Source organism: Pseudomonas sp. NPDC090592, from assembly GCF_044769185.1.
Lineage (GTDB): Bacteria > Pseudomonadota > Gammaproteobacteria > Pseudomonadales > Pseudomonadaceae > Aquipseudomonas.
In genome coordinates this window covers 16904-36900 of the sequence record NZ_JBIVXJ010000005.1, presented here as the reverse complement: position 1 = coordinate 36900, position 19997 = coordinate 16904, and the positions used below count along the sequence as shown (strand labels likewise).

Genomic DNA, 19997 nt, shown 5'->3' with positions numbered 1-19997 from the left:
CGTGCAGCCTGCGTGAGAGGAAAACCAAAAAGTGGATGTAAGCCCTTATCCGTTATTGAGTTTTTCCAGTACTTTTTCTGCAAGCTGTGCAGTGGAGGCGGGGTTTTGCCCGGTGATCAGCCGGTCATCCTCGACAACGTAAGCTGCCCACGGGTCATCGTGCTTGGTGTACTCGCCACCCCGGCCAACAAGCTCATTTTCCGTCAGGAAAGGCACCACGTTGGCCAGCTCAACCAGTTTTTCCTCAGTATTGGAAAAGCCGGTCACCTTGCGACCTTTCAACAGCAGGCTATTGTCGCTGAGCTTGATGTTCAGCAGGCCAACCACGCCATGGCACACCGCCGCGACAATGCCGCCTTTTTCGTAGACCTTGCGTGCCAGTTCCTGCAGTCTCTGGTTATCGGCAAAGTCGTACATCACCCCATGCCCACCGGTGTAGTAGATGACGCTGTAATCGTCGTCCTTCACCTGGTCGGGGCTCAAGGTAGTGCCCAGGCGGTTCATGAAGCGTTTGTCGTCATACCATTGCCAGTCAAGGTCGGGCGCCATCTGCAGGCTGTGTGGGTCGATGGGGACATAGCCGCCTTCCGGGCTGGCATAGTCGACCGTGTAGCCAGCCTTTTCGACTTTATCGACAAAATGGACCGCTTCTCCCAGCCACAGCCCCGTGGCCCGTTTCAGGGTTGGATACTTGGCTGTATTGGTCAGCACCACCAGCATTTTCTTGCTCATGACCACGCTCCCGTCGGCAACCAGAGTGGGCCATTGCTCCCTGGCCCGGGGAAAACCTACTCAGCATAGCTGGCACCTGCAAGTACGCCATCGCGTGCTGTGTGTGCTGTGCTAAGTTGAACAGAGCCAAGGAGCGACCCTGCCACCTTGGTCAACCTTGAGCCTTGCTGGAGTCACGAAATTGGTCGCAAATGGTACGCCGCGCGAGCCTGTGCCGAAGGCCGAACTGCAGCTGCACGTGTTGACACCGCCAGACTTGATGGGCGAACGGATTGCCCGGTTCGACTGGGGGCATACGTCGCTCGGGCCGTTGCCGCGCTGGTCGGCACCATTACGCATTGCCGTCAACTTGATGCATTTGTCACCGTTCCCCTGTGCGGTGGTGTGGGGGCCGGATCTGAGTGTGGTGCACAACGATGGCTACCGGGCGCTGCGGGCCGTGGTGCCGGATGCGCTGGGCCAGGCGTTCGATGGGCTATGGCGTGATATCTGGCCAGCGGTGGGGCCCTGGGTGTTCAAGGCACTCGAAGGGCACTCGAATTTTGTCGAGGATCCGCCCCTGCGTATCGCCCGTGGCGATGGCTCGGAGCCGCTGTGGTGCGCGTTCGGGTATGCCCCTCTGCACGATGAGCTTGGCAATGTAGCGGGGTTTCTGCACACGGTGATCGAGACCACGGCCAGTGTTGAGGCGCACCATCATTGGCGCGAGCAGGCGCAGAGCTTTGAACGGCAGATAGAGCAGCAGGTGGCCGAGCGCGAGCAGTTCTGGCAGTTGTCGCGTGACGCGATGATGACCGTTACCCCTGAACTCAGGATGCATGCCGCCAATCCCGTCTGGTACCGCATTCTGGGCTGGACTGAAGCGCAGGTGCGCAATGTGTCGGTACTGGAACTGGTGCATCCTGCAGACCGGGCCGAAGTGCAGGTAGCTGTCACTGGCTTCTTGCAATACAGCAACACCGAGCAGATCGAGACCCGCTTGCGCCACGCTGATGGCCATTACCACTGGTTTCGCTGGAGTGCCCGCTACAATGGCAGCTTGCTGACCGCAGTGGGTCGGGATATCACGGAAGACCGTGAAGAGGCTGCGCGCAAGTCTGAAGCGATGATGCGTAACAGCGAACGCATGGAGGTGGTTGGTCAGCTGGCCGGTGGCGTGGGCCATGAGATGAACAACCTGCTGTCGGGTATCGGTGGCAGCCTCGAACTGCTGCAGCGGCGGCTTCAGGAAGGGCGCCTGGAGCGGGTTGACGCCTATGTAGAGCTCGCACGTGACTCGGTTCTGCGCGCCATGGAGCTGACCCATCGCTTGCTGGCGTTCTCTCGCAATCAACCCCTGGCACCCTGTCCGCTGGAATTCAATCGACACCTGCGGCAAAACGAGCCGCTGCTGTTGAAGACGCTAGGCGCTGAGATGCGTTTGCACTGGCAGCTGGATGTCACTCCGTGGGCGGTCAGTCTTGACGCTCACCAGCTTGAAAATGCCTTGATCAACCTGTTCACCAATGCTCGGGAAGCCTGCCTGGAACGCGGCAATGTCACGGTCCGCAGCGTCAATGAGCGGTTGATGGCCAGTTTTCCGGATGAGAGTGGCCTGCCGCCTGGCGACTACGTGGCCTTGCATGTCGAGGATGATGGCCATGGCATGTCTACCGAAGTGATGGCCAGGGCTTTCGAGCCGTTCTTCACCACCAAACCCATCGGGCGTGGTTCCGGGCTGGGTTTATCGATGGTGTATGGCTTTGTCAGGCAATCGGGGGGGTATGTGTGGGTCGAATCAACCCCAAACCTGGGTACCAAGGTCTCCATGCTTTTTCCCCGGTGCCATGAGCCAGTGGAGGATGAGCCCGAACCTGTTCAGCCAGCGCAGCACATGGCCAGCGGGCAACGCCTGTTGTTAGTGGATGACGAGCTTAATCTGCGTGCCGTAATGCGTGAGTACCTGAGCGAACGCGGTTTCGATGTCGTCGATGTGAGCGATGCCAATACCGCGCTCGGGCGATTCCGCCATGATGGCCCCTTTGACCTGGTAATTACCGATATCGGTTTGCCGGGCGGTTTCAGTGGTCGGCAAGTGGCCAAGGCCATGCGAATGCAGATGGCGACGCAGAAGATCCTGTTCATCACGGGCTATGCAGATCAGTCCATCGAAGCGCAGCTGCTTGAACAGCCAGGCACGGCATTGATGAACAAGCCGTTTTCGTTGGCCGAACTGGCCAATCAGGCGTTGCGCATGCTCGAAGCGTAGTTGGCATCAGGGCTCGCCGAGAATCTGTACTACCTGCGCGCGGAGCGTTTCCAGTTCGAACGGTTTGCAGATCAAGTGCATGCCCGCCGCCAGAAACCCCTCGCGGGCCATGGCGGTTTCCGCGTATCCGGTAATGAACAGCACCGGCAAGTCCGGTTGCAGGCTACGTGCAATTTCAGCCAGCTGCCGGCCGTTCATGCCCGGTAGGCCGATATCGCTTACCAGCAAGTCCACCGGTTGTGCAGAGCGCAGCACCTTCAGCCCCTCGTTGGCGTTGGCTGCACTGCGACAGGGGAAACCCGCCTCGCTCAGCGCCTGGCAAAGCAATTGGCGAACATGCGGGTCATCCTCGACCACCAACACGTGATGCCCCCGGTTATCTCGAATGACCGGTTGCGCTGAATGTGCCTGGCGGGGCTGCCCGACATGGCGCGGCAGGTACAGATCCACCCGGGTGCCTTGGCCGATCTGGCTTTGCAACGTGACATGGCCGCGAGACTGTTTGCTGAAACCGTACACCATCGAAAGGCCCAGGCCGATACCCTGGCCAGTCGGCTTGGTGCTGAAGAACGGTTCGAAGGCGTGTTCCAGGGTGTTTTGCGCCATGCCCTGGCCGTTGTCGATGACACTCAGGCACAGGTAGTCACCGGCACTCAAGGCAACGTCGGCGAACTGGCCGGTGGCAATATGCCGGTTGCTGGCCTCGATACGCAGCTGGCCGCCACTGGGCATGGCTTCGCAGGCGTTGAGCAGCAGGTTGTCGAGGGCCTCTTTGAGTTGCTGGTCATCGGCCTCCACTGGCCACAAATCCTTGTTGACCTGCACATGCAGTTTCACTGCCACACTCAGGCCGGGCCTGAGCCGGTCTGCTTCCAACAGGTCATGCAAATCGACCCGCTGGCTGTGCAGCGATTGCCGGGAGGAGAACGCCAGCAGGCGGTGGGTAAGCCGGGCAGCGCGCGACACCGATTGGCGGCCCATGCCCACGACCTTGTCCAGGCCATTGTTGCGTCCCTGTTGCAGGCGCCGCTCGATCAGCTCGAAACTGCCGCCAATGCTGGTGAGCAGGTTGTTGAAATCGTGGGCTATACCGCCAGCCAACTGGCCAATGGCGTCCATCTTGCGCGCCTGGTAGTGATCAAACTCGCGCTGCTCCTGTTGTTCAGCCTGGGCGTCCAGGCGCTGTTGCAATGCTTGCAGTTGGTCGCGAGCGAGGTACTGCCTGCGGCGGTTGCGCAGGGCAGATTGGGTCAGGTGCAGCAGTTGGGCGTTTTCGAAGGGTGCGACCAGCATCAGCAGGTTGCCCACTGGATGGTTGCCGGTACCCGTGGACGACCGTGGACCCTGGGTGACCAGCACGATAGGCAGATCCGACCAGTTCGGTTGCTGGTCGATAAAGGCTTGCAGCAGCGCGCTTGGGCCATGGTCGAACACCTGCTCGGCAATGATCGCCAGGCCCGCGCCTTCGCTCAGGCAGGTTTGCAGGTTGCCCAAGTCGGCGGCGCACAGGCAATCGATGCCGACGGACGCAAGCAGGCGCGAGGTGTCCGCAGCCATTGGTGGCGGTGCCAGGATCAAGGCACGTTCGTCCAGTGCCAATGCATTGGCCAAAACGAATCTCCTGTAGGGTGTTCCGATAACCACTGGACCTCACCCACTGGCTGAGGGTTCAACAATTTTCGGGTGATCGCTACAGGCCTTGTTGCAGGATGGGGTCGTCCGGGTTCTGGCGCTCCAGCTCGGCCAGCAGTACCTGCACGTTCTGCAATTGCCCGGTTTCTTTCCAGTACTGGATCAGCAGCACCCGCACGCGGCGGTTCGCCGGCTGACGGTTGAGCACGGTTTCCAACTGCCTTTGCGCGGCATCGACTTGCTCCAGTTCGTGCAGGGTGACTGCCAGCGTATAGCGATAATCGGCGTTATCCGGGTCGAGCTCGACGGCGCGGGACAAGGCCAGCAAGGCATATTCCTGCTGCTCGTGGCGTTTCAGCCAGAGCCCCAGTTCGTACTGCAAAAAGGCTGAGTCAGGGCTTAACGCCAAGGCTTTGCCCAGGACCTGGCGCGAGGCATCGTGGTGGCCTTGACGTTCCAGCAGGCGCACCTGGGTGGCCAAGGCGTCGAGGTTGCCGGGGGCAACGGCCAGCGCCCGTTGCAGGGCTGTGGCAGCCTGGGCGTAGTCGTTTTCGTGCAGGTACAGGCGCGCCAGATGCACCTGGGCGTCGGCGTCATCAGGTTGTTGCTCAAGGGCTTGCTGGTATTGCTCAAGCGCTGCCTGCAGTGGGCCGAAGTACAGGCCAATGTCGTCGGGGTCAAGGCCCAGCAGGGCATCTACTGCAGCAAAGCGCACGCTTTGCTCGTCGTCGTCCAGCAGCGGGCCGAGCACCAGGCTGCGTTGCGCCGCCGGCAGCAGGCGGCGAATCCCCGCAATGGCTGCACGGCGCACCAGAGGGTCTGCGTGCTCTAGGTCCTGGCGGGCGAGTTTCAATGCCTGAGGCGAGGGGTAATTGGGTAGCTCGGCATAAAGGGCTGCGCGGCGGATAGGGGGCAGGTCGCTACGTTGCAGTTGCTGGTACAGCACGCGCGCTGCACCGGGTTGACCGTCGTGGGCCTGGCGCAGCGCCTTGGCATAGCTGTGCGCAGGCAAGGTCGGCGGCGCAGGCTGGTCGTCGCGCCACAGATAGCCGCACAGGGCCGATACCAGGATCAACAGCAGCAGGGCGATCAGGTAGCGGTTGCGTCTGGGCATCGGACGGTCCGTGGCGGCGGGAAGGGCAGAGCTTGGGCCAGCCGGGGGGTAAATGCAACCGAGTGAGGGTTGCATGGTGCCTGTCTCGGGTTTTGCGGTGGGGCACAAATCGAGCGCCGCCCGCGCGGCGCTTCGCGGGACAAGCCCGCTCCCACATCTGTTTCGGGCCAGTCACTCCTGTGAAGTCACCTCTGTCCGCCTTGTTTGCACCATCCAATATCGACGGTTGCACTGCTGCTCTTTATCAATTTTCCGCCATGCACCAAGGCTGCAACCCACCTGGAGCAGAAGTAATTGGCCCGAAACAGATGTGGGAGCGGGCTTGTCCCGCGAAGCGCCGCGCGGGCGGCGCTCGATCTCTCAGGCAATGAAAAACTTGTGGCGACCCCCAAAAAAACACACTTCCAAAGGCATAAAAAAGCCCCGCGGACCAGGGCCTGCGGGGCAAACGGTTGGGGGAGGAGCCAACCAAAGGAGTCGTTGAAACAGGTGTATCAGCGTGCGCTGGCCACGGTCTCCGGTTGCCAGCCGCCGCCCAGGGCCTTGTAGATCGAGACGATGCCCCGGTACAGCTCCACCTCACCCTGGGCCTGCGCATCTTCGGCGCTCAGCCGCTCGCGCTCGGCATCGAGCAGTACCAGGTAATCGACCGTACCCTCGCGATAGCGAATCGAGGCCAGCTCCGCTGCCTTACGGCTGGCGTCGCTCTGGCGCATCAGCGACAGCAGCCGCTGCTGGGTCTTGTCGTAGTCGCTGAAGGCGTTGGCCGACTCTTCCAGGGCCAGCAAAACCTGCTGCTCGTAGTTGGCCAGCGCCCCTTCGGCATCGGCCTTGGCGCCACGCAGGCGGGCGCGCACGCTGCCCAGGTCGAAGGCCGCCCAGGTAATGCTTGGGCCCAGTGCCCAGGCATTGGCGGCCGAGGAACCGATCTGCGAGCCGCGCGCGGCGGTAAAGCCAAGGAAGCCGCTGAGGCTGACGCGGGGGAACAGGTCTGCCGTAGCCACGCCTACGTTGGCAGTGGCTGCCGCCAGTTGGCGTTCGGCGCTGCGGATATCCGGGCGGCGACGTAGCAGCTCACCCGGGTCGCCCACCGGCAACGCCTTGGCGATGGCTGGCAGGGCCTTGGGCGACAGGTCTACGCTGAGCGCGTCAGGGCGCTGGCCGAGCAGGGTGGCGATGCGGTGCCGGGCCCGTGCCTGTTCAGCCTGCAGTTGCGGCACGGTGGCTTCGACCCCGGCCAGGCGTGCATCGGCACGCACCACGTCCAGGTCGTTACCCACGCCAGCGTCGCGCAGGGTTTCGGTGATGGTTCGCGATTCCTGCTGGGTCTTCAGGTTGGCCAGGGCGATTTTTTCGCGCAACTGCGCGCCGCGCAGCTGCCCGTAAGCATCGACCAGTTCGGCGATCAGGCTGACCTGCAACTGCTGCAGATCGGCAGCGGCTACCGCTTCCTGGGCCTCGCTCGCCTCGATCTGGCGCTGGATGCGGCCGAACAGGTCAAGCTCCCAGGCCATGTCCAGGCCCAGGTCGTAGCGCTCGCTGTTCACCCGCTGCGTGGTCTGGCCAGGGATCTGGCCCTTGCCGATGTCGCCGCTGGCGCGGCTGGTAACCACCGGGAACTGATCGTTCTCGGCGTCTTCACGGATAGAACGCGCTGACTTCAGCCGGGCGAAGGCCACGCGCAAGTCGCGGTTGCCGTCGAGCGAAGCCTGCACCAACTGGTTCAGTACCGGGTCGTCGAACTGCTTCCACCACAGGCTCTCGAAACGGCTACGGTCGTAGGCCTTGGCCTGCACGGCGCTGCTCATTTGTGCAGGCTCGGTGGCCGGGGCCTGGTAGTCCGGGCCTACCGCACAGGCCGCCAGGGCCAGTGCCAGCAGGCTTGGGGTCAGGGGTTTGAGCAGGTTCATGCGTGGTTCTCCAGCACGTGAACGCGTTCGGCCTTGCGGGCCTCGCGGCGTTCGACAAAACGGCGGATCAGGAAGAAGAACACCGGAGTCAGGAACAGGCCGAACACGGTCACGCCGATCATCCCCGAGAACACCGCTACACCCATGGCATGGCGCATTTCCGAACCGGCACCGGAGCTGAACACCAGTGGCACCACACCCATGATGAAGGCGATCGAGGTCATCAGGATTGGCCGCAGACGCAGGCGGCAGGCTTCCAGTACCGCAGCCAGCGGGTCGAGGCCCTTGGCCTGCTCATCCTTGGCGAACTCGACGATCAGGATCGCGTTCTTGCACGCCAGGCCCACCAGTACGATCAAGCCGATCTGGGTGAAGATGTTGTTGTCACCACCCGACACGATCACGCCGGTGATGGCTGACAGCAGGGTCATCGGCACGATCAGGATCACTGCCAGCGGCAGGCTCCAGCTTTCGTACTGGGCGGCAAGCACCAGGAACGCCAACAGTACGCACAGCGGGAACACCAGCAGTGCAGTATTGCCCGAGAGGATCTGCTGGTAGGTCAGGTCAGTCCACTCGAAGGTCATGCCGTTGGGCAGTTCCTCTTTGAGCAGTTTCTCGATCGCGGCTTCGGCCTGGCCAGAGCTGTAGCCCGGGGCGGCGGCGCCGTTGATTTCGGCCGTGATGAAGCCGTTGTAGTGCATGACGCGGTCCGGCCCGGAGGTGTCGCTGACCTTGAGGAAAGTCGCCAGCGGGATCATTTCGCCCAGGTTGTTGCGCACCTTCAACTGGCCGATCTGCTCGGCATCAAGGCGGAACTGCTGCTCGGCCTGGACGTTGACCTGGTAGGTGCGGCCAAAGCGGTTGAAGTCGTTGGTGTACAGCGAGCCCAGGTAAACCTGCAGGGTGTCGAAGATGTCGGTAATCGCCACGCCGTGGGTCTTGGCCTTTTCCCGGTCGATGGCGGCATCGACCTGTGGCACGTTGACCTGGTAGCTGGTGAACAGGCCTGCCAGCTCCGGCACGTTGTGGCTTTTGGCGATGATGTTCTGGGTTTCCTTGTACAGCGCTTCGTAACCCAGGTTGCCACGGTCTTCGATTTGCAGGCGGAAGCCACCGATCGTGCCCAGGCCCTGTACCGGCGGCGGTGGGAAGATGGCGATGTAGGCGTCCTGGATATCGGCAAACTGGGCGTTCAGTGACGCCGCGATGGCCGCCGCCGACTGGCTCGGGTCCTTGCGCTCATCAAACGGCTTGAGCGGGGTGAACACGATGCCGCTGTTAGGGCTGTTGGTGAATCCGTTGATCGACAGGCCCGGGAAGGCGACCGAGTCGGCAACGCCTGGCTGCTTCAGGGCGATTTCGCTCATGCGCTTGATCACCGCCTCGGTGCGGTCGAGGCTGGCGGCATCCGGCAGCTGGGCGAAGGCCACCAGGTATTGCTTGTCCTGAGCCGGCACGAACCCGGTCGGGGTGGACGAGAAGCCCAGGTAAGTCAGGCCCATCAGGCCAGCGTACACGAACAGCGCGATGCCGCTGGAACGGATGACCCGGCGCACGCCGCCGACATAGCGGTTGGAGGCACGGTCGAAGAAGCGGTTGAACGGGGCGAACAGCCAGCTGCCCAGCAGTTTTTCCAGGATGCGCGAGAAGCGGTCCTTTGGTGCGTGGTGGTCCTTCAGCAGCACGGCAGCCAGCGCTGGCGACAAGGTCAGCGAGTTGAATGCCGAGATCACGGTGGAAATGGCGATGGTCAGTGCGAACTGCTTGTAGAACTGCCCGGTAAGGCCAGAGATGAAGGCCGCTGGCACGAACACCGCGCAGAGCACCAGTGCCGTGGCGATGATCGGCCCGGTCACTTCGCTCATGGCTTTTTGCGTGGCCTCCAGCGGTTTCAGGCCCAGCCCGATATTACGCTCGACGTTTTCCACCACGACGATGGCGTCGTCCACCACGATACCGATGGCCAGCACCAGGCCGAATAACGACAAGGCGTTGAGCGAGAAGCCGAACAGGTGCATCACCGCAAAGGTACCGATCAACGAGACCGGCACGGCCAGCAGCGGAATGATCGAGGCGCGCCAGGTTTGCAGGAACAGGATCACCACCAGCACCACCAGTACCAGTGCCTCGAACAGGGTGTGTACCACCGCTTCGATGGAACCGCGCACGAAGATGGTCGGGTCATAGACGATGCTGTAGTCCATCCCCTCTGGGAAGTCCTTTTTCAGCTCGGCCATTTTCGCCCGCACTTCATCGGAGATCTCGATGGCGTTGGAGCCTGGGCGCTGGAAGATCGGGATGGCCACTGCCGGCTGGTTGTTCAGCAGCGAGCGCAAGGCGTACTGGCTGGAGCCCAGCTCGACCCGAGCGATGTCCTTGAGGCGGGTGATTTCGCCATCGGCACCGGCACGGATGATGATGTTCTCGAACTCTTCCTCGTTGACCAGACGGCCCTGGGTGTTGATCGACAACTGGAAGCTGGTGGAACCGGGAGCGGGCGGGGCGCCCAGCTGGCCGGCAGCCACCTGGCGGTTCTGCTCGCGGATCGCGGCCACTACATCACTGGCGGTGAGGTTGCGCGAAGCGGTCTTGTTCGGGTCCAGCCACACGCGCAGCGAGTAGTCGCCCATGCCGAACAGCTGTACATCGCCCACGCCGCCCAGGCGCGCCAGTTCGTCCTTGATGTTGAGGATGGCGTAGTTGGACAGGTAGAGCATGTCGTAGCGGTTGTCCGGCGAGGTCAGGTGCACGACCATGGTCAGGTCGGGCGAGGCCTTGTCGACGGTGATACCGATACGCGTCACTTCCTCGGGCAGCTTGGGCTGGGTACGGGTGACGCGGTTCTGCACCTGCACCTGAGCGTTATCCAGGTCGGTGCCCAAGGCGAAGGTGATGGTCAGCGTCAGCTTGCCGTCAGCGGTGGACTGGGAGGACATGTACAGCATGTTCTCCACACCGGTAATGGCCTGCTCCAGCGGCGCGGCGACGGTTTCGCCGATGACCTTTGGGTTGGCGCCGGGGAAGTTGGCGCGCACCACCACGGTGGGCGGCACCACTTCGGGGTATTCGCTGATCGGCAGCTGGAACAGCGAGATCGAGCCCGCAATCAGCAGCACCAGCGACAGTACGGCGGCGAAGATCGGCCGGGTAATGAAGAATTTCGAGAAGTTCATCGGTGTGGTCCCTTAACCGCGTGGCGCCTGGGCGCTGGCGACTTTCACGTTGTTGCCCGCCACCTTCGGCGCCGGGTTGCTGGCCTCCAGGGCCTGGCGCTGCTGGGCGAGGGCGGCGAGGGTCTGCTCGCTGGCCATCTGGGTATCGATAGGGGTGACCGGCGAACCAGGGCGTACACGCTGCAGGCCCTTGACCACGATGCGGTCATCCTTGCCCAGGCCGCTGCGCACGATGCGCAGGCCTTCCAGCTTCGGCCCCAGCTCCACGGCGCGGTAGGCGGCCTTGTTGTCCTTGTCCATGACCAGCACGAACTTCTTGCCAAGGTCGGTGCCCACGGCTTCGTCGTTGATCAGTACGGCGTCGTACTGGGCGCTGCCCACCAGCTTCAGGCGTGCATACAGGCCGGGGGTGAACTGGCCGTCGCTGTTGTCGAACACCGCGCGGCCACGGATGGTGCCGGTACGCGGGTTGACCTGGTTGTCGACGAAGTTCATCTGGCCCAGGTGCGGGTTGCCGGTTTCGCTGGTCAGGCCCAGGTACACCGGGGTGCTTTGGCCACGCTGGCCTTCGCGGGCCAGCTGGGTGTACTTGAGGTACACGCGCTCGTCGGCGTCGAAGTAGGCGTAGACCTTGTCGGTGGATACCACGCTGGTCAGCGGGGTGACATCGGCGCTGACGATGTTGCCGGCGGTGAACTGGGCACGGCTGACGCGGCCGCTGATAGGCGCGGTGACACGGGTGAAGCTGAGGTTCAGGCGCGCCAGGTCGAGCTGGGCCTGGATCGCATCAACGCCGGCACGGGCTTCGGCAGCAGCGCTGCTGCGCGATTCGGCCAACTCGGCGGAAATGGCGTTGCTGTCACGCAGGCGCTCGCCACGGCGGGCTTCGTTGGCGCTGCGAATGGCGGTGGCCTTGGCCTGTTGCAGTTGGGCTTCGAGGCGGCGGACTTCAGCCTGGAACGGGCGTGGGTCGATCTGGAACAACAGGTCGCCTTTCTTGACCTGGGCGCCTTCGGTGAAGGCCACCTGGTCGATCTGGCCGGAAACCCGTGGGCGGATTTCGACGGTTTCCGGGGCTTCGAGGCGGCCGGTGAACTCGTCCCATTCGTTGATTGGTTGCTCGATCACCTTGGCCACACTGACCTTTGGCGCGGCGGGAGCCTGCACGGCGTCGGGGGTTCGACCGCAAGCGCTGATCACCACCACTGCCAGGGCAGCGAGGGGGAAGCGCAAGGGTTTGAGTGATTGTTCCATGGAGAACTCCGCCAAAGTATTAGTAGTGGGCGGAGTGTGAGTGTGTTGCGCGTGAGGCACGAATCGAACGGGGCGAAGGTTATTATCACGCTGAATGATATGTGCGGATCATTTATCGATTTGCAGCATGGGTGGGTGTGGTTGGCGGATGTACGTCACGAGATTTTCAGCGCCTGAGAGACCGAGCGCCGCCCGCGCGGCGCTTCGCGGGGCAAGCCCGCTCCCACATTTGTTTCGGGCCAGTGAAGCTTGCGCCATTGGCGCGCGTGCCCCTTGGCGCATGGCTCGATATCGCGTCGTACAGACAGGGGCCGCGCGAAAATCCCCCAGGAATAACTGGCCCGGAACAAATGTGGGAGCGGGCTTGCCCCGCGAAGCGCCGCGCGGGCGGCGCTCGGTCTCACGGGCGATGCATATGCCATGGCAAGCACCTACCAGCCCTGATGTTGACCAACCGGCTGGCATTAGCTCAATACACTGAACCCATGGGTCCCATCCCGCTCCAGCTGGGCAATCAGCCCGAACTCCCAGTCCAGATACCCCTGCATGGCCTCACGCGGGTTGTCCGTCCCTTCATACGGCCGGCGATAACGGTCAGTACGCGCCACGGCCAAGCGGGTTTCGCCACTCTCCAACGGTTTGCCCGCCGCAATCCAGCGCGCGGTGCCGCCATCCAGTACGTACACCGGGGTCTGCGTAAGCGCCTGCAAATCCACTGCTGCAAAGCGTGCCAGCAAGCTGCTGCCGCAGGTCAGTACATAGCGCTCGGCCACCGGCAGGCGTTCCAGCGCTTGCGGCAACTGCGCACGGATCGCCCAGTGAGCGCCGGGAATGTGCCGCTTCACGTAGTTGGCACTGCTGGTGAAGTCCAGCACCACCGTGCCTGGTGCTTGCAGCCAGTCATCCAGTTGCGCTACGCCGATCTCGGTGACTGCTGGCACCGCCGGCTGCGGCGCCTGCCACTCGCCGGTCTCGCTGAAGCCCGCTGCCGACACGCCGTCGAGTACCGCCACCTGCCAGCCCATCTGGGCCAGCCACGAAGCGCTCATGTTGGCACGTACGCCGTCGTCATCCACCAGCACGATGCGTGCCCCGCGCACGCTGGCGACATGGTCGGTTTCCTGCACCAGTTGCCCACCCGGAACGCTGCGGCTGGCGGGCAGGTGGCCAAGGGCATATTCCTCGGGTGTACGTACGTCGAACAGGTACGTGGTGCGGTGGCTGTCGGCCTGCCAGGCGGCCAGCGTGTCCTGCCCCAGGCGCAGTACGCCGGCGCGGTCGGCCACGCCGCGCGCACGTTGCGCGGCATCGGTGCGGGTGTTGTCGCTCACTTCGGCAAAGCGGCGTTCCTGGCCGTGAGCCAGGGTTTGCCCGGCCAGGGTCCAGCCGATGGTGCCGTTGCGCAGGGCGGCCACGGGGTTGGGGATGCCAGCGTTCACCAGCGATTGGGTGCCGATAATGCTACGGGTGCGCCCGGCGCAGTTGACGATGACGCGGGTGGCGGGGTTGGGCGCCAGTTCGGCAACCCGCAACACCAGCTCGGCACCCGGCACGCTGATGCCACCCGGGATGCTCATGGTCTGGTATTCGTCGAAGCGGCGGGCGTCGAGTACCACCACATCGGCCTTGGCATCCAATAGCGCCTGCACCTGTTCAGCCGCCAGCGACGGTGTGTGGCGCACGCTTTCCACCAGTTCACCGAAGGACTTGCTCGGTACGTTGACGTCACGGAACAGCTCGCCACCGGCTGCGCGCCAGCCTTGCAGCCCGCCTTCAAGCAGTGCGACATCGCTGTAGCCCAGCGCCAGCAGGCGTGCAGCGGCCTGGGCTGCCAGGCCTTCACCGTCGTCATACACCGTGACGGCGGTATCACGCCGGGGTACACGGGGGTAAATCTCAAGTTCCAGCTTCGATAACGGGATGTTGGCGGCAAACAGGGGGTGCTCCTGGGCGAAGGGGTCTTCCTCGCGCACATCGATCAGCGCCAGTTCTTCGTGGGCCAACAGGGCCCGGCGAATGTCGTGGTAGGAGCGGGTGGCAACGGTACTCATGGGGCAGGGTTCTCTTTGGACAGGTCCCAGATGTTGGGCAGATGGCTGTTGGAATAGCCGGAGATGAACGGTTTTTCGCTGCCGTCGGGCAGGTACACCGCACGGCTGACGGCACCGATGTTGGCGCCATACACATGGATGCTGATCGATACCCGGTCGTCGAAAGCGTTGCTGACCTGGTGGACATCGCCAATGCGTGGCGACACGGCTTCTACCTGGCCCGGGTCCAACCGCACTGGCCCGCCTGCTGGCAAGAATGCGCCGTGTTCGCTGCGGGCAAAGCCTTGCGAGTATTCGGCGCCGCGCAGCATGCCGATCAGGCCCCACACCCGATGGTCGTGGATGGGCGTCTGCTGGCCAGGCCCCCAGACGAAGCTGACGATGGAAAAGCGTTGGCGCGAATCGCAGTGCAACAGGTACTGCTGGTAACGGGCCGGGTCTGGCTGCGCCAGTGCCTCGGGCAGCCAGTCGTCATGGGCGACCAGGCTGCGCAGCAGGCCCTGGCCATGGTCGAGGAGGGTGGCTTCGTTGGCTTGCTGGTCCACCAGCTGTGAAAGCGCGTCGATGAAATGGCGTAAGCGCTCAAGGCGCAGGGGTTGGCTCATGGCTCAGGCTCGGCTGACGGTTTGGCTTAACCCTAGCAAATGCTTTAAATATTCTCAAAAGTAAAAATACGCATAAGCTAATATGCGAAAAACGCATTTACAGATGAGCTGCTCTGTTTTGAAATAAGCGACGCTCAAAGCATTAGGTTATGCCCAAAACGAATTTCACGACGCTGTACTTAATCGATAACTTATAAACAGACCCTTGGTTATATTCAAAATGAATATGCCATTCCCATTTCCACGAGACCGCACGTGCGGATCGGCCTGATGTACCCGTTACGGTACATGGAGACGAACGTGCGATACCTCAAGCAATTGGCCGCCGGTGTGCTGGCCAGCTCTCTCAGCCTGGCTGCTGCCGCGCAAACCTTGGTGGTCGGCGACCAGAGCTTCAATGCTCGTGCCGTGATGGAAGCTGCCGGTGTGCTCGATGACCTGCCCTACACCCTGGAATGGAAGCAATTTACGGCCGGCTCGCCGGTAGCCGAGGCGCTGAACGTGGGTAGCCTGGACATCGGCCTGCTGGGCGATGCGCCGCCTCTGTTCCTGGGCGCTCTGGGTGCGCCGATCAAGGTGATTGCCGTCAGCCGGCAGAATCTGGATGGCGTGGCCATCCTGGCGCGCAAGGGCTCGAACATTCACAGCCTCGAAGACCTGCGCGGCAAGCGCGCAGCGATCTGGAAGGGCTCCTGGAGCCAGCAGTTGCTGTTCAGCGCACTGGACAAGGCCGCCGTGCCACGTGATGCGCTGGAGCTGCGTTACCTCAGTGCGCTGGATGCCTCTCATGCCCTGGACGGGGGTTCGGTGGATGTGATTGCCACCTGGGAGCCCTATGTCACCCAGCAGGAGCGCCAAGGGGCGCGGGTGCTGGCCACGGCGCAAGGGTTGATCCCGGCACAGAGCTTCGTGGTGGCCAATGCCAAGGCGGTGGAGGCCAAACGGGCGCAGATCAGTGATTTTCTACAGCGCCTGAAAAAAGCCCGCGACTGGACCCTGAGCGACCCGGCCCATACCGCGGCCTATGCCGACGCGTGGGCCAAGCGCACCCGTGCCGATGGTGATATTGCCCGTGCCTGGTTTGCCAGGGCGCGTACCGATCTGGCACCGCTGAACCCGCAGGTGATCGTGGATGCGCAGAAGACCGTGGACTTCTTTGCCGGGTTGGGGCTGATCAAGGCCTACTCGGCGGCGAGCCTGTTCGATACCTCGTTCTCGGCGGCATTTGAGCACTAGGTCCCTCTGTACCGGCCTCTTCGCGGGCACGCCCGCTCCCACAGGTACCGCAGTTGCGCAACTCGCTGTGGGAGCGGGCGTGCCCGCGAAGAGGCCGGTACAGGCAACAACTTTTTCGAGGAATGACCATGACCACCCGCAAGATCAAACTCGGCGCCCTGACCATGGGCTGCGGCGGCCCGGGCCGGCACAACTTGTGGCTCGATCCGGAGCTGCCCGCCGATGCTAGCGTGAACATCGACTGGTACATCGACATCGCCCGCCAGGCCGAAGCCGCGTTGTTCGACCTGATGTTCATTGTCGACAGCCAATACATCACCCCCGGCTCGCCATCGCATTACCTCAACCGCCTGGAGCCGCTGACCCTGCTCTCGGCATTGGCCGTAACCACGCGCCATATCGGCCTGGTCGGCACCCTGACCACGTCCTACAACGAACCCTTCAACGTTGCCCGCCGCCTGGCCTCGCTGGACCTGATCAGCAAGGGCCGCGCCGGCTGGAACGTGGTCACCAGCGGCGACGCGGGCACCGCCGGCAACTATGGCCGGGACGAGCACTATGACTACGACACCCGTTACGCCCGTGCCCAGGAGCACGTGGCGGTGGTGCAGGGCCTGTGGCAGTCCTATGAAGAGGGCGCGTTCCCGCGCAATCGTGCCACCGGGCAATTCCTTGACCCAGGCCGGATGCATGCCTTGAACCACAAGGGCGAGCACTTCTCGGTGGTAGGGCCGTTGAACATCCAGCGCTCGCCACAGGGCCAGCCGGTCATCTTCCAGGCCGGTGACTCGCAGCAGGGGCGTGAACTTGGGGCAGCCACCGCGGATGTGATCTTCACCCACGCTGCCAGCATCGAGCAGGGCCAGGCGTTCTACCGCGATGTGAAAGCGCGCGCCGAGCGGCTGGGGCGCGACCCTGAGCAACTGCTGGTCTTGCCCGGGGCCGAAATTTACGTGGGCGACACTGACGAACACGCCCGTGAGATCGAGCGCCATTACCACCAGCAGGACCACAGCTTCGAATTGGCGCTCAAGGAGTTCGGGCGCAACTTCGGCTGGCACGACTTCAGCCAGTACGACCTCGATGCACCGTTCCCCCAGGAAAGCCTGGAGCATGCCCGCAGCAGCTTCTTCACCAACGCCAAGCGCATTGCCGATCAAGCCCGGGAGCAGGGCTTGAGCCTGCGCCAGACGGTGGAGTTCGGGCGCAAGCTACGCCCCGGCGCCTTCGTCGGCTCGGCCGAAACGGTTGCGGCAACAATGGCCGAATGGTTCGAGGCGCGGGCGCTGGACGGCTTCAACATCTACATCGGCCACCCCGGGCAGTTCCGCCGCTTTACCCAGGAGGTGGTGCCGCTGCTGCAGGCGCGTGGGGTATACCGCACCACCTATGAAGGCACCACCTTGCGCGAAAGCCTGGGCTTGGCGATTCAGTGAATGCTTGAGGCCAGTTCGAAGATCGGCATGTACATCAGGATGACGATCAGGCCGATCAGCAAGCCGATAAAGGTCATCAGCAGCGGTTCGAACAGCTTGACGAACCATTCTACCCAGCGGCCGATTTCCTGGTCATGGAAGTCGGCGCAGCGCTCCAGCATCTCGCCCAGGTTGCCGGACTGTTCGCCGGCCCGCAGCAGGCGCAGCGACACCGGCGTGACCAGGTGCCCGGCCTCGAGTGCATCGGACAGCGGCAACCCTTCGCCCACCCGTTGGCTGGCCTGTTCCAGGCCTTGGGCCGCTGCGCTGCCAAGCAGGCCGCGAGCCATGCCCATGGCGGTGAGGATGGGAATGCCGCCTTGCAGCAGGATGCCCAGCGAGCGATAGAAGCGCGCCAGCTCGTACATCATCAGGCGTTGGTGCAGCGCCGGCAGGCGGCGTAACTGGCACGAGGCCCAGCGCCGAACGCGGGGATGGCGGCGAAGCAGCCACAGTGCCGTGACCCCACCGGCCGTGCCCAGCGCCAGCGGCAGTTGCTGGGCGTGCAGGAACAGGCCGATCTGCATGAGCACGCGTGACAGCCAGGGCAGCTCGGTGCCCATGCCTTCGAACACCTGGCTAAAACGCGGCACCACATAGCCGAGCAGGAACAGCACCACGCCACCCCCCACCAGCAACAGCAGCAATGGGTAGACCGAGGCCCCCACCAGCTTCTGCCGTACCAGGTCCAGGCGTTGGCGGTAGCTGATGTAGCGGGCGAGGGCGTCGCCAAGGGCGCCGGTGCGCTCGCTGGATTGCACCAGCGCCACATACAGCGGCGGGAAAACCCGGGGTTGCTGGCCCAGCGCCTGTGACAGCGAACGGCCTTCGTACAGTTGGCGCACCAGCTCGGCCAGCACCTTGCGGGTGGCGGATGCGGGGGCTTTTTCGGCCAGGCTTTCCAGTGCATCGATCAGCGGCAGGCCAGCATTGAGCAGGGTCGACAGTTCCTGGCTGAACAGCACCAGGTCAAACACCGCCTCACGGCGCCAGGCCATGGCGCGCAGGGTGCTGCCATTGCCACGCAGGCTGAGCACGCGCAGGCCCTGGTCCTCGGCCTGGCGGCGAGCGTGGTCGGCGTCCTCGGCGTCGATCTGCAACTGCACCACGCCCTGTCTTCCCAGGGCCTTGAGGCTGTAACGCATGGCTGCTCTCCTTACTGCCAACTGGTGACTTCGGCGTTTTCCCCGTCACCCCCGGGCTGGCCGTCCTTGCCCATCGACAGCAGGTCGTATTCACCGCCGTTCTCGCCGGGTTGCCGGTAGATGTACGGGCGGCCCCACGGGTCCTGCGGCACCGCCTTCTGCAGGTAGGGGCCGGTCCAGCGTGGCTCGCCACTGGGGGCGACCACCAGGGCTTGCAGGCCTTGCTCACTGTTGGGGTAGTGGCCGACTTCCAGCCGGTATAAATCCAGGGCCTTGCTCAAGCCTTCTATCTGCGCCCGTGCCACCTTGGCCTCGGAGCGGCCGAGCTGGCTGAAGTACTTGGGCGCGACGATGCCGGCCAACAGGCCGAGCACCACCAGTACCACCAGGAGTTCGAGCAGGGTGAAGCCGCGTTGCGGGTTGGTTCTGCGCTGCATGGTGAAGCCCTCCACGCCATGGGGACATGCGTTGACAGGCACCATGCAACAGCCGTGCACGTCTGCCTCGGGGCCTTGCGCCATGCGGCACCGGAAGCGGCACAGTGCTTGCGTCGTGGTCAAAACCCTCGGGTTTTCCGGGGCATTTCCCCCACATCGGGGGCCACGACGAAGAGGCGACCGACATGCGTGGACTCATCCTTGGTTTGATCTGGCTGGCGGCAGGTACTGCCCAGGCCGATGTGTACATTTCCATCGATGCCAAGGGCGGCTACGTACTGACCAACGTCCACCGACCCGGGCGCCACTATGAAAAGGTGATCAACGAGCCGCTGGCCCAGGCCGGCCCGGCCAATGCGCAGATGATCACGGGCCGCCCCTATGCCGAAGTGGTTGCCACGGCGGCACGCATCCACAACGTACCCCCGGCGTTGCTGCATGCGCTGATCAAGGCAGAATCCGGCTACAACCCCGAGGCCCGTTCGCCGGCAGGCGCGGTGGGGTTGATGCAACTGATGCCCGACACCGCCCGCGAGATGGGCGTTGAAGACCGCCTGGACCCGGAAGACAACGTGCAGGGTGGGGCACGCTACCTGAAACGCATGCTCACGCTGTTTGACAACGACATCACCCTGGCGGTGGCAGCTTACAACGCAGGGCCGGATGCCGTCATGCGGCGCGGCGCGGTACCACCGTTTGCCGAGACCCGGCGCTACGTACCTGCTGTGCTGCGCGAATACCGCAAGTTGCAGGGGTTGGCAGATGATTCGCCTTTCTAGAACCGTCTTGCACGTAATCCTGAAGTTGGCGCGATCCCTGTGGGAGCGGGCTTGCCCGCGAAGCAGCCGACGCGCTGGATGGCACCGGCTGCGCCGGTGTTCGCGGGCTTGCCCGCTCCCACAGGGATCACATGAGGCTCAGGAATTACCCTTCGGCGGATGCCATTAATTTAGCACCATGGTTTCCCCAACCCTGGGCTATA

General features: G+C 63.4%; 14 protein-coding genes. 4 read left to right on the top strand and 10 right to left on the bottom strand.

What is annotated here, in order from left to right:
• Window positions 1-45: 45 nt before the first annotated feature.
• Window positions 46-732 carry a type 1 glutamine amidotransferase domain-containing protein gene (locus ACIQUI_RS05720; RefSeq protein WP_403195795.1) on the bottom strand — a complete coding sequence of 229 codons (687 nt, stop codon included), beginning with the start codon at window positions 730-732 and terminating at the stop codon, window positions 46-48.
• Window positions 733-913: 181 nt separating this feature from the next.
• Between ACIQUI_RS05720 and ACIQUI_RS05715 the strand changes: the two genes are divergently transcribed.
• The gene (locus ACIQUI_RS05715; protein WP_403195792.1) at window positions 914-2980 is read left to right on the top strand and encodes an ATP-binding protein; all 2067 of its coding nucleotides are present in this window, start codon (window positions 914-916) and stop codon (window positions 2978-2980) included.
• Window positions 2981-2986: 6 nt separating this feature from the next.
• On the opposite strand, the gene ACIQUI_RS05710 is transcribed toward ACIQUI_RS05715, so the two are convergent.
• The 7 genes from ACIQUI_RS05710 to ACIQUI_RS05680 all read right to left on the bottom strand — a co-directional run bounded on the left by ACIQUI_RS05710 (window position 2987) and on the right by ACIQUI_RS05680 (window position 14722).
• Complete coding sequence (locus ACIQUI_RS05710; protein WP_403195790.1) at window positions 2987-4591, bottom strand: response regulator; 1605 nt, start codon at window positions 4589-4591, stop codon at window positions 2987-2989.
• Window positions 4592-4670: 79 nt separating this feature from the next.
• Window positions 4671-5726, bottom strand: a complete 1056-nt coding sequence (locus tag ACIQUI_RS05705; protein ID WP_403195787.1) for a tetratricopeptide repeat protein — start codon at window positions 5724-5726, stop codon at window positions 4671-4673.
• 494 nt (window positions 5727-6220) lie between these two features.
• On the bottom strand, window positions 6221-7636 hold the full coding sequence (locus ACIQUI_RS05700) for an efflux transporter outer membrane subunit (protein WP_403195784.1): 1416 nt from the start codon (window positions 7634-7636) through the stop codon (window positions 6221-6223).
• Window positions 7633-10812, bottom strand: a complete 3180-nt coding sequence (locus ACIQUI_RS05695) for an efflux RND transporter permease subunit (protein WP_403195781.1) — start codon at window positions 10810-10812, stop codon at window positions 7633-7635. Before ACIQUI_RS05695 ends, ACIQUI_RS05700 begins: the two co-directional genes overlap by 4 nt.
• A gap of 12 nt (window positions 10813-10824) precedes the next feature.
• Window positions 10825-12066 carry a multidrug efflux RND transporter periplasmic adaptor subunit MexE gene (gene mexE, locus ACIQUI_RS05690; protein ID WP_391136858.1) on the bottom strand — a complete coding sequence of 414 codons (1242 nt, stop codon included), beginning with the start codon at window positions 12064-12066 and terminating at the stop codon, window positions 10825-10827.
• 464 nt (window positions 12067-12530) lie between these two features.
• Window positions 12531-14117, bottom strand: a complete 1587-nt coding sequence (locus ACIQUI_RS05685; RefSeq protein ID WP_403195778.1) for a rhodanese-related sulfurtransferase — start codon at window positions 14115-14117, stop codon at window positions 12531-12533.
• Window positions 14114-14722 carry a cysteine dioxygenase gene (locus ACIQUI_RS05680; RefSeq protein WP_403195775.1) on the bottom strand — a complete coding sequence of 203 codons (609 nt, stop codon included), beginning with the start codon at window positions 14720-14722 and terminating at the stop codon, window positions 14114-14116. Before ACIQUI_RS05680 ends, ACIQUI_RS05685 begins: the two co-directional genes overlap by 4 nt.
• A gap of 300 nt (window positions 14723-15022) precedes the next feature.
• Between ACIQUI_RS05680 and ACIQUI_RS05675 the strand changes: the two genes are divergently transcribed.
• Together ACIQUI_RS05675 and ACIQUI_RS05670 are read left to right on the top strand one after the other, a co-directional pair.
• Window positions 15023-15958 carry an ABC transporter substrate-binding protein gene (locus tag ACIQUI_RS05675; RefSeq protein WP_403195772.1) on the top strand — a complete coding sequence of 312 codons (936 nt, stop codon included), beginning with the start codon at window positions 15023-15025 and terminating at the stop codon, window positions 15956-15958.
• A gap of 128 nt (window positions 15959-16086) precedes the next feature.
• Window positions 16087-17394, top strand: coding sequence for an LLM class flavin-dependent oxidoreductase (locus ACIQUI_RS05670; RefSeq protein ID WP_403195769.1), 1308 nt, complete (start codon window positions 16087-16089; stop codon window positions 17392-17394).
• Here ACIQUI_RS05670 and ACIQUI_RS05665 read toward each other — a convergent pair.
• Both ACIQUI_RS05665 and gspG read right to left on the bottom strand, forming a co-directional pair.
• Window positions 17388-18578 (bottom strand): type II secretion system F family protein, encoded by a 1191-nt coding sequence (locus ACIQUI_RS05665; protein WP_403195766.1) that lies wholly within the window; start codon window positions 18576-18578, stop codon window positions 17388-17390. The two genes, ACIQUI_RS05670 and ACIQUI_RS05665, sit on opposite strands and share 7 nt — an antisense overlap.
• Window positions 18579-18589: 11 nt before the next feature.
• Window positions 18590-19015, bottom strand: a complete 426-nt coding sequence (gene gspG / locus ACIQUI_RS05660; protein ID WP_403195765.1) for a type II secretion system major pseudopilin GspG — start codon at window positions 19013-19015, stop codon at window positions 18590-18592.
• A gap of 185 nt (window positions 19016-19200) precedes the next feature.
• On the opposite strand from gspG, the gene ACIQUI_RS05655 reads away from it, so the two are divergent.
• Entirely contained in the window at window positions 19201-19794 is a 594-nt protein-coding gene (locus tag ACIQUI_RS05655) for a lytic transglycosylase domain-containing protein (protein WP_403195762.1), read from the top strand.
• Window positions 19795-19997 lie beyond the last annotated feature (203 nt).